Annotated in this window: 16 protein-coding genes; 8 read left to right on the top strand and 8 right to left on the bottom strand. The window is 30.9% G+C overall.

Going from position 1 to position 14,825, the window contains the following annotated elements; all coding sequences use genetic code 11:
• Nucleotides 1–99: 99 nt before the first annotated feature.
• Complete coding sequence (locus ACKTTV_RS09935) at nucleotides 100–1,962, bottom strand: tetratricopeptide repeat protein (protein ID WP_408030686.1); 1,863 nt, start codon at nucleotides 1,960–1,962, stop codon at nucleotides 100–102.
• 455 nt (nucleotides 1,963–2,417) lie between these two features.
• On the opposite strand from ACKTTV_RS09935, the gene ACKTTV_RS09930 reads away from it, so the two are divergent.
• The 3 genes from ACKTTV_RS09930 (at nucleotide 2,418) to ACKTTV_RS09920 (ending at nucleotide 4,766) form a co-directional block, all read left to right on the top strand.
• Nucleotides 2,418–2,993 (top strand): LytR/AlgR family response regulator transcription factor, encoded by a 576-nt coding sequence (locus ACKTTV_RS09930; RefSeq protein ID WP_408030685.1) that lies wholly within the window; start codon nucleotides 2,418–2,420, stop codon nucleotides 2,991–2,993.
• 99 nt (nucleotides 2,994–3,092) lie between these two features.
• The gene (locus tag ACKTTV_RS09925; RefSeq protein ID WP_408030684.1) at nucleotides 3,093–3,707 is read left to right on the top strand and encodes a dioxygenase family protein; all 615 of its coding nucleotides are present in this window, start codon (nucleotides 3,093–3,095) and stop codon (nucleotides 3,705–3,707) included.
• 84 nt (nucleotides 3,708–3,791) lie between these two features.
• On the top strand, nucleotides 3,792–4,766 hold the full coding sequence (locus ACKTTV_RS09920) for a Gfo/Idh/MocA family protein (RefSeq protein ID WP_408030683.1): 975 nt from the start codon (nucleotides 3,792–3,794) through the stop codon (nucleotides 4,764–4,766).
• A gap of 90 nt (nucleotides 4,767–4,856) precedes the next feature.
• Here ACKTTV_RS09920 and ACKTTV_RS09915 read toward each other — a convergent pair whose 3' ends face one another.
• The gene (locus ACKTTV_RS09915; protein ID WP_408030682.1) at nucleotides 4,857–5,078 is read right to left on the bottom strand and encodes a hypothetical protein; all 222 of its coding nucleotides are present in this window, start codon (nucleotides 5,076–5,078) and stop codon (nucleotides 4,857–4,859) included.
• Between the two features lie 255 nt (nucleotides 5,079–5,333).
• Between ACKTTV_RS09915 and ACKTTV_RS09910 the strand changes: the two genes are divergently transcribed.
• The 3 genes from ACKTTV_RS09910 to ACKTTV_RS09900 all read left to right on the top strand — a co-directional run bounded on the left by ACKTTV_RS09910 (nucleotide 5,334) and on the right by ACKTTV_RS09900 (nucleotide 7,314).
• Nucleotides 5,334–5,498, top strand: coding sequence for a Lacal_2735 family protein (locus tag ACKTTV_RS09910; RefSeq protein WP_408030681.1), 165 nt, complete (start codon nucleotides 5,334–5,336; stop codon nucleotides 5,496–5,498).
• Nucleotides 5,499–5,630: 132 nt separating this feature from the next.
• A complete protein-coding gene (locus ACKTTV_RS09905) occupies nucleotides 5,631–6,623 on the top strand; it encodes an alpha/beta hydrolase (RefSeq protein WP_408030680.1) in 993 nt (330 codons plus the stop codon).
• Nucleotides 6,624–6,747: 124 nt separating this feature from the next.
• A complete protein-coding gene (locus tag ACKTTV_RS09900) occupies nucleotides 6,748–7,314 on the top strand; it encodes an ester cyclase (protein WP_408030679.1) in 567 nt (188 codons plus the stop codon).
• 57 nt (nucleotides 7,315–7,371) lie between these two features.
• Here the strand turns inward: ACKTTV_RS09900 and ACKTTV_RS09895 are convergent, their stop codons facing one another.
• The gene (locus ACKTTV_RS09895; RefSeq protein ID WP_408030678.1) at nucleotides 7,372–7,905 is read right to left on the bottom strand and encodes a hypothetical protein; all 534 of its coding nucleotides are present in this window, start codon (nucleotides 7,903–7,905) and stop codon (nucleotides 7,372–7,374) included.
• 205 nt (nucleotides 7,906–8,110) lie between these two features.
• Here ACKTTV_RS09895 and ACKTTV_RS09890 point away from each other — a divergent pair, with 205 nt between their 5' ends.
• Complete coding sequence (locus ACKTTV_RS09890) at nucleotides 8,111–9,340, top strand: GTP-binding protein (protein ID WP_408030677.1); 1,230 nt, start codon at nucleotides 8,111–8,113, stop codon at nucleotides 9,338–9,340.
• A gap of 37 nt (nucleotides 9,341–9,377) precedes the next feature.
• Here the strand turns inward: ACKTTV_RS09890 and ACKTTV_RS09885 are convergent, their stop codons facing one another.
• The 5 genes from ACKTTV_RS09885 to ACKTTV_RS09865 form a co-directional block, all read right to left on the bottom strand.
• Entirely contained in the window at nucleotides 9,378–10,814 is a 1,437-nt protein-coding gene (locus ACKTTV_RS09885; RefSeq protein WP_408030702.1) for an SLC13 family permease, read from the bottom strand.
• Nucleotides 10,815–10,992: 178 nt separating this feature from the next.
• Nucleotides 10,993–12,033: an L-threonylcarbamoyladenylate synthase gene (locus ACKTTV_RS09880; protein ID WP_408030676.1), complete on the bottom strand. Its 1,041-nt coding sequence runs from the start codon at nucleotides 12,031–12,033 to the stop codon at nucleotides 10,993–10,995.
• Nucleotides 12,034–12,178: 145 nt separating this feature from the next.
• A complete protein-coding gene (locus tag ACKTTV_RS09875) occupies nucleotides 12,179–13,144 on the bottom strand; it encodes a sodium-dependent bicarbonate transport family permease (protein ID WP_408030675.1) in 966 nt (321 codons plus the stop codon).
• A 29-nt stretch (nucleotides 13,145–13,173) separates the two neighbouring features.
• On the bottom strand, nucleotides 13,174–13,485 hold the full coding sequence (locus tag ACKTTV_RS09870; RefSeq protein WP_408030674.1) for a hypothetical protein: 312 nt from the start codon (nucleotides 13,483–13,485) through the stop codon (nucleotides 13,174–13,176).
• A 57-nt stretch (nucleotides 13,486–13,542) separates the two neighbouring features.
• Complete coding sequence (locus tag ACKTTV_RS09865) at nucleotides 13,543–13,800, bottom strand: hypothetical protein (RefSeq protein WP_408030673.1); 258 nt, start codon at nucleotides 13,798–13,800, stop codon at nucleotides 13,543–13,545.
• Between the two features lie 104 nt (nucleotides 13,801–13,904).
• Here ACKTTV_RS09865 and ACKTTV_RS09860 point away from each other — a divergent pair, with 104 nt between their 5' ends.
• A complete protein-coding gene (locus ACKTTV_RS09860; protein WP_408030672.1) occupies nucleotides 13,905–14,807 on the top strand; it encodes a LysR family transcriptional regulator in 903 nt (300 codons plus the stop codon).
• Nucleotides 14,808–14,825 lie beyond the last annotated feature (18 nt).

Genomic DNA, 14,825 nt, shown 5'->3' with positions numbered 1-14,825 from the left:
AAAAAAACTAAAATACCTTCAAAATATGTAAAAATTAATCAGGACAAAAAACGGACAAAAACACAAAAACCTGCAATACAACAAGTTAAAAACAACACTTTACGAGACCTCTAAAAATTCTAAAATTGAATGTCCTTTAGGTGCATTGATTTTTTTACGAAGTCGAGACCTACTTCTTGTCACGCTATCTTGAGAAATAGCTAACATACTTGCTATTTCTTTCGTATCTAAATATAACTTTTCCATTGCAACCAAACGTTCTTCCGATTTTGTTAAGTCGAAACCTTTTCTTTTTATTTCTATAAAAAAACTTGGGTACACATTTTTGAATTTCTCTTTAAACTTATACCAATCGTCATTAGTTAAAATTTTAGATGAAGTTAAATCTTGAAGCTTTTCTATCGACTTTTGAGATCCTATTTCTTCTTTTAACTTTTCTATTTCTTCTGAAAGCGACTCTTGAGTTCTACTCTTTTCAATTAACAACTGTGTAAACTCTTCTAATTCTTTTTTATTTCTTGCTATTTTTTTTGCCAAAATATTTCTCTTCTGTTTTCCTATTCTCCAGATATAATAGGAAATTGTTATAGAAAGGAGTATAATGGAAATCAATATAACCCATAGAATCTTTCTTTTACTTTTTGATAACTCTTGGTCTTTTTCCAGTAATTTAATAGCTAATTCTTTCTTAGAAATTTCATTATCCTTTCGTTCCGCTTCAAATTGAGATTGGTAAAACAAAAAAGTATTGGTTTTTCTTTCATTATATAAAGAATCCCTCGCTTCTGAATGATTTAATAAATGTTTATAAGCATTTGAATAATTTTTCTTATTCGCATATAAAGCAGCAATTTGTTTCTCAGCATCTATGTATGCACTAACATCGTTAATTTGTCCTTTCTTCCCTAATAATTGCTTTAATGCTATTTCGGCTTTAGAATACCGACCTAGCTTACTATAATAGTTAGCTTTATGCAACAATAAATACGCATCGTAATATTCTGGTGAATTAGTTAACTCTCTATGTTTATCGATTAATTGAAAATGCTTTGCTGCTTTTTCTAAATCGTTTTTATGCAAATAATATTGAAGTTTATAGATATGAGCAAATGTCTTTACATGAGCTTGATTAAATGAATTTGAAATACGTTCAGAAAAATGAAGAGCTGAATCAATATACTTATTTGAAGTTTCAAGATCTTTTTTGTGGTAATAATTTCCTGAAAGCTGGAGGTAAATTGTACTAATTCCTTTGTAATTCTTTGTTTTAAAAATTCCTCTCAATGCTTTTTTCTTTTCAAAGATTGCCTTATCATAAAACCCATTCATCTCGTAAAGCCCTCCTAAATCCGATAATACCGAATTCGCATAATCAATATCATTTAACAAATCATATAACTCATATGCCTTTTCAAAACGATTTACAGCCTTTAAAAAATCTTTTAAATTCATGCAAGCATGCCCTGCGAAAAAACGAGCATCAGCTGCAAAAATAGAATCCCCACTTTGCATAAATAAATCTCCAGATTTGTCATAATCTTGTATCGCCTCAATGAGTAATTCTTTATTAAAATAAGCCCCTGCCCTTTTCAATAATAAATGTGCTTCAGAACTTTTCTTCTTAAACTCTGGTTTATGCTTCAACATTTCCTCTACAACATAAATAGCAGAATCAGTTTGACCTGAATAAATAAATTGTTGGGCTATAAACCTACTTTTTGATGCGGCTAAATCGAAATTTCCTAATGTCTTTGCTAGCTGAACATACTTTTCTAGATATTCTCTTTGTTCCGAATGATTGGAACGTATCATTTCAGTAGTTAACGTATCAAGCACCTTTAGTTGTAACTCTTTATTGGTAATTTTCACCAATTTTTCCTGTAAGGAATCTATTTTCGTCTGAGATAACCCAGAAAATGTAATACCTGAAAGTAGTAAAAAGAGAGAAATAACCTTATTCATATATGTCGCAGCTTGTTTCAATTGTTTGGTTCGATTAGTTCAGCTGGCAAAAGTATAAAATTATGGCTATTAGTTTCCACCTTAACAACTTATAATTACGAATGCTTTTGCCGATAATTTGTTGAGGTATTTGATAGTTTCTAATAACGAGAATTAGTATCTTTATACTTATCTAGTTATTGATTTAAAACCATATTAGTCAACGAGGAATAGTGAACACTTTTGCAAACAATAAAACAAAAACATATCAACTATCACCAATAACAAAACTAATTTTTGTACTTGTTTTAATCTTCTTTTCAATAATTGCATTAACCATTTTTCAAGATTTCTTAATTGCAAAACGAAAAGATCGTCCTTTCAATTTTGATGAATCCCTTCTCTTTAAAACAATATGGTTTCTCTTTATACCAATATTGATGATTCTTTATAGCAAATTAAAAAATGAGGAATTATTGAGCTATAGAAAAACAATTGCATTTATTTTCTTTCCTATCGTAATTCATTTAGCTCTATTGCCATTTGTTTCTCTAATTATTTCTGTTTTATTTTATAATGGTAGATTTGGCTTTTTCAAATTCTTATCCTATGGAGTTGGTCATGATCTTTACAAGGTCATAATTATTTATTCTCTTTTTGTGTTAGGGTATCGATATTGGTTTAGCTTAACCAAAAGCTCTGATACCACAAAAGAAACTGAACTGAAAACATTAGTCATCAATAATGGGAAAAGCAACATAGTAATTAATATAGAGGAAATAGTCCAAATCACTTCCGCTACTCCTTATGTTTTGATTCATTTAGAAAATAGAAAACTCTTACATTCCGAAACCCTTAAATCCATATGTTTAAAATTGGAAAAACAAGGTTTTATTCGAGTACATAAATCTGCTGTAGTCAACCTCTCAAAAGTGAATTCATATAAGTCTCGTTTAAATGGAGATTATGACATACAATTGAAAAACGACAATGTAGTTAGATTGAGTAGAACATATTCTGCAGATTTTAAAAAGGCTTTTGAAAAAGACTAACGGGTTAAAACAATAAGTCCTCAGCTTAAACAGTTTCATTTCTAACCTACCTTTGTTGTTTATACATTCGCTGAAATATTAATTTATTATCAGTTAAGTATGAAAATTTTCAAACTATTTAATCTCCTTATTTTCTTATTACATATTTCATGTAAATCTCAGTCCTTAAAAACAGTGGGAGGTCCCTGTCAAGGTTGTGAAGCAGTTTATGAATATAATAAAAAACTAACTCCTACAGATACATTACCGGGTTTTAACGATAACAAGCCTCAATTAAAAATTTCAGGTAAAGTTTTCAAAAAAGATGGGAAAACTCCTGCGGAAAATATAATTCTATACATCTACCATACCAACAGAAAAGGAATTTATGAAAAGAAAGGAAATGAAACTGGCTGGGGAAAAACCCATGGTTATATCAGAGGATGGGTAAAGACAGGAAAAAATGGGGAGTACACTTTTTATACGTTTAGACCCGCAGCATATCCAAATAGAAGCGAGCCAGAGCACATTCATATAACCGTAAAAGAACCAAATATAAACGAATACTATCTCGATAATTATGTGTTTATAGATGATCCACTATTAACACAAAATCAAAAAAACAAACTTACTAACAGAGGAGGCTCTGGTATCACAAAACCAGTTAATATTGGAGGTATATTGTCCATAAGAAGAGACATTATTTTAGGAAAAAATATTCCAAACTATAAATAATTTGATATTGTAAAAAAACGTGGCATTAGTAGAATTATAGTATATTAGGCATAAATTGAATACTTCTATTTACTTTCTTAAATAATGAATAAAAAAATAAACTGGGGAATTATTGGTCTCGGAAAAATAGCGCATAAGTTTGCAAGTGATCTTTTATTATCTAATAATGCGAACTTGTATGCCGTAGCTTCGCGAAGTATAGATAAAGCTAAAGAGTTTGCACAAACTTATAAAGCCAGTAGAACTTATAGTTCTTACATGGAACTAGCAAAAGATCCAACAGTTGATATTGTGTACATTGCTACACCACATCCTTTTCATTTCGAAAATACAATGCTGTGTCTACAAAATAACAAAGCAGTACTCTGTGAAAAGCCAATGGGAATGGACGCCAAACAAGTTGAATTAATGATTCAAGAAGCTCAGTCCCGAAAGTTATTTTTAATGGAAGGGTTATGGACTCGATTTATTCCTGCCACAGAAAAGCTGCTTGAAATTATTAATAGTGGTAAAATTGGGGACATTGAGTTTGTCAGAGCGGATTTCGGCTTTATTGGAGACCTTAACCTGAAAAGTAGGCTTTATGATAAGAAATTAGGTGGAGGTTCTTTACTCGATATTGGTATTTATCCTATTTATTTAAGTTTGCTTTTACTTGGAATACCCGACCGTATTAAGGCGATAGCTTCAATGACGGAAACAAACGTTGACAGTTCTTGCTCTATTTTGTTCAATTACAAAAACGGTGCAATCGCAAATTTAGACTCCACTATTGAACACAATACTGCCACAGAAGCTTTTATTTATGGAACTAAGGGAGTAATAAGACTTCATCAACGATTTCATCACACTAATAAATTGACGGTTTCTATCAATGGAAATCAAGAAGTTTTAGATATTCCTTACAAGGGAATTGGTTATTCACACGAAATTGAAGAAGCTAACAAATGCTTACAAAATGGCAAAACTGAAAGTAGTAAACACTCACTAAAAAACAGCCTAGATTTAATATCGGTAATTGATCTTGTAAAAGAACAAATAGGTTTGTCTTATAAATAAAATCAAAAAAGACTAACTCATTACTGAGTTAGTCTTGTCGTTTAAAGTTATTTAGTTTTAACTATAAACTATTACGAGAAAAGAAAATTCTTATAACAATGGTTTCCCCTTTAACCTAGACTCAATTCTCTTCTTTTTTGTCGTTATCCTCTTCATTATATCCATCAAATTGGAGTCCTTTGTTCTCTTGTAAATTTCATTCAGTGCTAACACTAGTCTTTTTGCTTCTCTTGACGCAACAACTCTGTCACTAGTAGACATATTCTTCATTTTTGCTTGTTCAAATGCTAAAGCTTCATTAACTATATCCATAACTATTATTGTTTAACGTTGTGTAAATATAATTAAACATTACAATTTTTCATAGTAATGCAAATCACATTTATCTATCATATTATAATTAGTATTTATGGAAAATTGGTCGGAAAATCACAACAAAACTTTCAAATTACCTCCAAAAAATAAAAATTATTCAATAGAATAGAAAATCCATAAATTAAAAATGTTAAACATATAAAATGTTATCATAAACGATGCTTATTTTTGTAAAAGTTAAAAAAGTAAATTATGTTTTCATTTTTCAAGAAGAAATCAAAGAAAGAAAAGTTACAAGCGAAATACGAAAAGTTACTTAGTGAAGCCCATAAATTATCTACAATTAATAGAAAACTAAGTGATGAAAAAGTGTATGAAGCAGATTTAGTACTAAAAGAAATAGAATCTCTACCTTAAAGGCAATATTATTTCAACAAATTGCTTAAATTAGAGTAATCAAAATATTTGCTTTTACTACTTTTTAATTAAACCTTAATTTAATTTCACTGTCTTATTAATATTATAAATAATTAATCTTGAAGTATTAGCATGAAAAATATCGTTCTTCCCCTTTTATTGTCATTAGTTCTCATAAATTGTAGTAATAATGACGGTACTTCACCGAATAATGAAACCAATGGCACTCCTACTGTAAAAAACAATGAAACGTATACCGTTGTTTTTGAGGAAAATATTAAATACGCCGAGGGTTTGAGTCATAATAGTATTAATAGTTCAAATTCATCTATTATGCCTTTGTATTTAGATATTTACTATCCCAACAATACTATGGAAAACAGACCCTTGTTTATGTTTATTCATGGTGGAGGCTTTTCTGGTGGTTCAAAACAACAGGAACAAATTATAGCCATGGCTAACTTTTACGCTTCAAGAGGTTGGGTATTCGCATCTATTGACTATCGTTTAAAAAATGATATAGGAACGGTTCCTCAAAAATGGATAGATTACTCATCTTTTGTTCCTTCGGGAGATGCTGCTCAATTTTTAGCTATGTATCCTGCACACAGAGATGCCAAAGCAGCTTTACGCTGGATTATGGCCAACAAAGATATGTATAAGATTAATCCAGAATATGTTACCGTTGGAGGTGGTTCTGCTGGCGCCGTTACTGCCATTACTTTAGGAGTTTCAAATTTAGAGGATTACACCAACGAAATTTCAGTAACTCAAGATCCAACCCTATCAAGTACACATATGAATCAAACATACGAAATACATACTATTATTGATTTCTGGGGATCAAAAGCTGCTGTTGATGCTCTTGAAGTAATATACAATCATCAAAGGTTTGATAATAACGATCCTGCTTTATTGATTGCACATGGAACAGAAGATCCAACGGTTCTATACAGTAACGCATTAGATTTAAAAGCAATATATGAAACGAATCAAGTTCCATTAGCTTATTACCCACTTGAAGGTAAAGGTCATGGTCCTTGGGAGGCTACAGTTAATGGTAAACGACTTGAACAATTGGCTTTTGACTTTATTGTGGAACAACAGAGTTTAATAGTGGAATAATTCAAAAAGCTATTGTTTCGATAGAAATAAGACTTTCCTAACAAAAATAAATCATGTATTTTTAATGATCCCCCGATGTTGAACCACAAGTTCTTATTGTTAAAAAAACTAATATTCAAACATCATGATCATTAAAAACCAAAACCAACAAAAGAAATTATTCTTTTACCTTTTATCAACTCTCTTTTTATTTTCTATTTTGTTTTCCTGTCATAGAGAAACCGTAGATATAGAGCTAGAAAAGAAAAAAGCTGTTGATGAATACATTTTAAAAGAAGAAAAAAGCAGACAACAAAAACTCGATGTAATTAAGAAGTTTTACGGAGTGTTTTCAACAGGAGATTTTTCTGTATTACCAGAAATTTTAGCACCTGATTATACACAATTCCCTGCCGACCCAGGACAAACTCCAGATATTAAAGGATTTATTAAGCATGCTGAAGACTTTGCAAGCATGTTCTCAGATTTGAAAGGGGCTCCTTCTCATATTCTTGTAGATAAAAACCTTGTTTTCGTAAGAAGTGAAATAGAAGTTACGCATTCTGGCGAAGCTTTTACTATACCAGCAACCAATAAAAGGCTTAAACTTACTGCCTTCGACTTACACCATTTTAATAAAGAAGGGAAAATTGATAAAACTTGGCATTTGGAAGATTTTTACGGTGCATATACCCAAATTAAAGCCCAATAAAATTAAAACGATTATAATTGAAAACATTATATTTCAATTATAATCGTTTATTCAGGATTATCCTATTTTATGATATTTATTTCCTTTATTATCGGTTAAAATATTGTCTTTTATTTTAAAAAATAGCATGTCATTACCAATACTAAACTTGAATCCATCTTTCGAAAGCTTAGGGTAGTAACGAATAGGCTTCTCGTTGTTTTTTATAATATCCCAATACACTCCTCCATTAACTAATTTTATGCTAAACTGAGTGTTATTGGAAGCTGATTTCCATTCCCCCTCAAATTGGTGTTTTCTGCTGTTTAACTGAGGAATAAATTTCAAATTATTAAACTTTAAATTGTCAGAATTCTTCTCAAATTCTATTGTAGCTTTAACCTCATTGATTAAAACATAAGGTTCTTTCAAGTTTAATATTTTGAATTTGTCCTTATAATAAGTCAACCAATAATCTGTTCCATCATCTTCTATAGTTAGCACAATCATTTCCCGTTCTTCATCAATCCATGTGCCTTCATGTAAAGTTTGGCTAAAACTAGAAACATTTAACCCCAAAATAAGTGTAATTAGTATTATACTTTTTCTCATAATCTTTGTTTTTTTATTAATTTATAGATTAATAACTATCATATAAACTTACAACACAAAAAGTCATAAAACAATAAAAATCAAATATTTAATACCTTTTTAATCTTATTATAATTATTTATCTCTTCTTCATTAAAGCAACATAGTTGCATTATGTGTTTTTATGCTTTATTTTTGCTTACTCACAAAATCATATTTATTAAAAATGACAAGTTTTTTTAATCCTGAACTATATCAGTATACTTCGAAATTACCTGTAACAGTTTTAAGCGGATTTCTTGGCGCTGGAAAAACTACCTTATTAAATCATGTTTTACATAACAAAGATGGTTTAAAGGTTGCCGTCATTGTTAACGATATGAGTGAAGTAAATGTTGATGCCAATCTCGTTAAAAACGAAAATGTTCTCTCTCGAACTGAGGAAAAACTAGTAGAAATGAGTAACGGTTGTATCTGCTGTACTTTACGAGAAGATTTGATGGTTGAAGTTGAACGCTTAGCAAAAGAGAATAGATTCGACTATCTACTTATTGAAAGTACAGGCATTAGTGAACCCATTCCTGTGGCACAAACATTTAGTTTTGTTGATGAAGAAAATAATATCGATTTATCAAGATTTAGTTATGTTGACACCATGGTTACAGTTGTTGATGCTTTTAACTTCTTCAATGATATCGGTAGTCCAGAAACTCTTATGGACAGAGATTTAACCAATATTGAAAACGACTATCGAACTATTGTCGACTTGTTAGTTGATCAGATTGAATTTGCTAATGTTATTATACTGAACAAAACTGACTTAGTGGACTCTGAGACTATGGGTATTATTCGAGCTACACTAAATAAACTGAATCCTTCAGCAAAAGTTATTGAATCAACATTTAGTAAAGTTAACCCTAAGGAAATTTTAAACACGGGATTATTCGACTTTGAAGAGGCTGAACAAAGTGCTGGTTGGATTGAAGAACTTAATAAAGAAGAGCATACTCCTGAAACAGAAGAATATGGAATAGGTTCTTTTGTATATCGAAATCAAAAACCTTTTGATCCTCGTCGTTTTTGGGAGTTTATCAATGAAAAGTTTCCTAATAGTGTCATAAGAAGTAAAGGTCTATTTTGGATTGCTTCTAGACCTAATCAGGCATTGGTTTGGGGTCAAGCAGGCGGCTCTTTAAAAGCCGATAGCGCCGGTGTTTGGTGGAGTAGCATGACCAGTGAAGAACGAACACAATATGCTGCATTTATCGAAAATAGAGATCAAATAGAGTCGCAATGGGATACCACTTTTGGTGATCGCAAAAATGAAATCGTTTTTATTGGTCAAGAAATGGAAGAAGAACTGATTAAATCGGAATTAGATCTTTGTTTAGCTACCGATGAAGAAATCGCTTCGCTACAATGGAAAACCGGATACGCTGATAATTGGCCTTTATAAAAGAACTTCTTTATTATACATAATTCAACATACCTATTTAAAACAAAACAGGTATGATAAAAGTAAATAAAGCCATTAGCAATAGCACCGCAAGGCAATTTAAAATAACTCCTGCTTTCATCATGTCCTTTACCTTTATATAACCACTTGCAAACACAATAGCATTTGGTGGTGTTGCCATTGGTAACATAAAAGCACAACTACTAGCCATAGTAACTGGAATAAGTAAATGAATTACAGGAACGTCTATTCCTATTGCTATTCCCGCCACAACTGGCGCTAATACCGCTACAAGAGCAACATTGCTCATTAGTTCCGTCATAAATAACATTAAGGTTATCAAAACAAAAGCAGTTATTAATACGCCTAAATTATAGGAAGCTATTGTTGCCGATATTAAATCAACAATACCACTGCTCGACATTCCTTTTGCCAAAGCTAGTCCACCTCCAAACAATATTAGAATACCCCAAGATAACTTCTCTGTATCCTTCCATTCAATTATAAATTCTCCAGTTTTAATGTTATGAGGTATTGCGAATACAGCCAAAGCCGCAGCAACACTAATAATAGTATCCGTTAAACCCAATGAAGGTAACAATTTGTTTATAACAGCCCTAAAAATCCATAAGAAAACTGTCACAGCAAATATCACTAAAACATGCTTTTCTCTTTTAGTTAATTTCCCAAGTTTTTCTATTTCGTCATCAATTATGTTCTCAGAAGTATTAAATACTAAGCCCCTATTAGGATACATGAACTTAACCAAAACTAAATATACGATGAGTATCATTACTATAGAAAAAGGAAGTCCAAATGTCATCCACTTTACAAATGAAATCTCAATATTATATTCATTTTCTAACAAACCAATAAGAACCGAATTTGGAGGTGTTCCAATAACCGTTGCAATACCTCCTGCATTTGCTGAAAACGCAATCCCTAACATAACTGATAATGCAAAATTCCTGTCTTTCTTTGTAAAACCATCTTCATCATCTATTAACAACTGAATTACAGATAAAGCTATAGGAAGCATTACAACAGTGCTAGCGGTATTACTAATCCACATACTTAACAGCCCTGTTGCAATCATAAAACCTAATATTACTTTATTAGGTGTTGTTCCGGTTAATTTTATAATATTTAATGCAATACGTTTGTGAAGGTTTACCTTCTCTAAAGCCAAAGCCAATACAAAACCACCAAAAAATAAAAATACGATTGGGCTACCGTAATTCGCTCCAACATCTCCAATACTCATAGTTTTTAGTAAAGGAAAAAGTACCAGTGGTAATAGCGCAGTTACCGATATAGAAACAGCTTCGGTAATCCACCAAGTTATCATCCAAATAGCTACACTAATAACAGCATCTGCCTTGTCTGAAATAAACTCAATATTTAAACTGTTTATTATAAAAAAAAGCAATGGCCCTAAAACGAGGCCAAGTCTTTTTACTTTGGAATAATTCATCATCTGATTCTGAAATCTGGTTAATTTTCTTTGAAAATTAAGTATATCACTTAACTACAAAAATGAGAAAAGCTTTTTAAGTATACTACTTTTTAAATAATTAGTTTCAATTTCATTATTCCGTAGAAGTTCAATACAAAACATTTAAAAAAAGGAGGTCAATTGACCTCCTTAAATATTACGGTATAAGTCCAGGGAAAACTGTGTTAATAATAATATCTTTTTCAAGGTCTTTAATTAATTCTATTTCATTTGCCAACTTTTCTTCTTTCTTCGTAGCTCTTTCTAATTTATCATTAATAGTTTTACCTATTCCAATATTAGGAAACCGCTCTGCCAAAATTATATCGAATCTCCCAGAATCTAAACGGTGCATTGCGGCGTACAAGTTTTTTGCGGCCTCATTTAAATCTCCTGACTCAGAAAGAACTTCCTGATCTTCTGGAAGTAAACTATTTAATTTCTTTTTAAATGAAAGTACTCCTACTTTTTTATTGGAAAAGTATTTCAATTTATTCTTAGGCTCATCAACCAAAATCATTTCTGTTCTTGGAGCATAATGACGAGTTAACATTCCTGGAGCTACTGGAGAAACATCATTTTTATTTTTAGTATATACTTTACCTATTTTATTTTCTATTTCTTCAAGAGATAATGATCCTAGCCTATATATAATTGGATATTCATCCTCAAATCCAATAATTGTAGATTCAATACCTTTTTCACAAGCGCCTCCATCTAGAATTACTTCCAAATCATTTCCGAAATATCCATCCACATGTTCAGTAGTTGTGGGGCTTATAGTACTGAAAGGGTTGGCACTTGGTGCTGCCAAAGGGTAATCCAAATTATCTAGAAGTTCCAATGTTAACGCATGATTTGGTACTCGAATAGCTACGGTATCTTTTCCTGATGTAACGATATCGGGTATTATGTCTTTCTTCTTTAGAACCAAAGTTAAAGGTCCTGGCCAAAAACTCTTAGCTAGCTCCTTTGCAATTTTAGGAATATCTTTAGCTACTTTGTCTAAATATTCATACGATTTTATATGAATAATTAAAGGATTGTGAAAAGGACGTTTCTTTAGAGTAAATATTTTTTTAACTGCTTTTTCATTAAAAGCATTTCCAGCTAAACCGTAAACGGTTTCTGTAGGAATAGCAACTAGGTTTTCATTATTTAATGATTGTATTGCTAACTCAATTTTTTTTGTAATCATTGTTAGATTTTATGGGGGAACAAAATTTTTCTTTAACATAAAGACAACACGCTTCGTCTTAACCACTTTTTCTGAAACGCGCTGTCTTTTATTCAAACAACCACGAAAATCGAGAACTTTACGCTCTCGAAAGCTTGTTTATATTTTAAAACGATATTGATTTTATAATGGTTAAATAAAGTGGCATACCAACTGTTATATTTAGTGGAAATGTTATTGCCAAGGCCATAGGTATATATAAACTAGGGTTTGCCTTAGGAGCTGCCAATTTCATTGCTGCTGGAACAGCTATATACGAGGCACTAGCAGCTAATATGGCAAAAAGGAATCTGTTTCCTACACTATCTGTAACCAAGCTACTTATCATAGCAACCACACAGCCATTTATCAAAGGAATAATTATTGCAAAGAGTAACGTAAACCATCCATTTTCCAAAAATGAGTTTAGTTTTTTACCACTTGTGATTCCCATGTCAAGTAAAAACACAGCCAAAAACCCTTTAAAAATATCAGTTGTAAATGGCTTGATTCCTTCAGCTTGTGCATCACTCGCTAAAAAACCAATTACCAAACTACCCATAATCAAGAGTACGCTTCCATTTGTAAGAGCGTGTTTTAAAAGCATTGAAAAAGACATGTCTTTCTTCTTCTTATTAAACAATGCTATTAATACAACACCTATAATTATTGAAGGAGCTTCCATTAAAGCCATTACGGCTACCATATGCCCTCCAAATTTTATTTCTAGCATATCTAAAAAAGATACGGAAGTAACAAAGGTTACCGCACTTACCGATCCATAGGCCGCTGATATTGCACCGGCATTATATATTCCTAACTTTTTCTTTAATATAAAAAAAGTATACAATGGCACTATTGAAGCCAGCATTACTCCGAATAAAAGAGACCAACCAATTTCCATGTCCAAATTACTATGGGAAAGTTCCTGCCCTCCCTTAAAACCTATTGAAAAAAGTAGGTATAGAGAGATGAACTTTGAGGAATTTTGTGGAATTTCTAAATCGCTTTTTAAACATACAGCTATAAGTCCTAAAAAGAAAAAGAGTAATGCCGGATTCGTTAAATTATCTATAATAAGATGGAAATCCATTAATTATATTAATTTTTAAAATTGTATAATTATTTTTCAGATAATTTTATTTCTAGAATACTTTCAATGTTAATTTCTAGTCCTTCTTTGTTAGCTTTATCGATAAGATTATTAAATTCTTCTTTTTTCTTAGTTAACTCATCTATTTTCTTCATCCAATGAGTATTTTCTTCTGAGTGACAAGCTTCCCAAGATTTTAAGTTTTCTAATTTGTAGAAGTTAATTTGACAATCTATTAAGTTTTTTACAATATCTCTAGCTTGAGAGTTGTTAAATACTCCATTTGCTAATTTAGTTTCTTGGGAGATTTTTTCTGTTGTTGCAGTTTCGTGTGCGATCATAATTTCAAGAGTTTGAGGGTTCAATAATTAGTTTAAGTTTGGGTTGAAGTTTGATTTTTAGTTTGATTTACTTTGATCCATTAATCTTAAGAAGAGTAAGCTTGCAATAATAAAAGAAGCATTCAATACCGCTTCTAGATATAAACTCTTACTTAAAATAACTACACTTATCCAAAAAATAAGTAGAACATACCCGAAAATAACAATGCCATATTTTCTGAAAATTTGTACCGTATCCTTCAGATACTTTTTTAAACTCACTTCATTTATTTCAGCAGAATTACTTTTGGGGGATTTTTTAATTTCGCTAATCATTTCTTTAATTTTCGATTATGTTGTTTTTATTTCGGGGGCAAAGATTAGTATATTTGTTCATATATTTTTATTTATATTTTAAATACTAATCATAAAATATTTTTATGAATTATACTTTAAACCAGTTACAAATATTTCTAGAGGTAGTAAGGCAGAAGAGCATTACAAGAGCTGCAGAAGAAATGCATATGACCCAACCTGCTCTTTCTATTCAACTAAAAAACTTCCAAAATCAATTCAATATTCCACTAGTAGAAATTATTGGAAAAAAACTTTATGTTACTGATTTTGGTAAATCAATTGCCAATATTGCTCAGAACATTATTAACGAAGCAAATGCCATTAAGTATAAAACAAAAGAATATAGCGGCTTAATGACCGGTAAGTTGAGAATATCATCAGCATCTACAGGTAAATATGTTGTTCCGTATTTTTTAAGTAAGTTTTTACGAGAACATCCTGGTATTGATCTTACGTTAGATGTTTCTAACAAAATGACGGTACTAAAAAATTTACTAGATAATCAAATCGACTTTGCTCTTGTTTCTAAACTGCCTCCAAAATTGGCTATCGAAGAAGAAATATTAGTCGAAAATAAGCTCTATTTAATTGGAAATTCGAAAACAATAGATAATGATAAACCTTTAATTTATAGAGAAGAAGGATCAGCTACAAGAATGGCTATGAACGAATACTTTAAAAAAGGTAAAGAACGAAAAAGTATGGAGTTAACTTCGAATGAGGCTGTTAAGCAAGCCTTAATTGCTGGTTTAGGCTATTCGATTCTGCCATTAATTGGTATAAAAAACGAATTATCAAATGGAGAGTTGCATATAATTAAGTCAAAAAAACTCCCTATTATAACAAATTGGAGATTGATTTGGCTTAAAAATAAAAAGCTATCACCCGTAGCTGAAGCTTATTTGAATTTTGTTAGACAAGAAAAGGAAGTTATTATCAAAAACAATTTTGGCTGGTATCTTAATTTTAATGAGGATAAATATTAAATCAAAAAAGTACAAATA

The organism is Tenacibaculum xiamenense (assembly GCF_964513065.1).
In the GTDB taxonomy this organism is placed as follows: domain Bacteria; phylum Bacteroidota; class Bacteroidia; order Flavobacteriales; family Flavobacteriaceae; genus Polaribacter; species Polaribacter xiamenense.
This window is presented reverse-complemented; position numbering and strand designations above follow the sequence as displayed.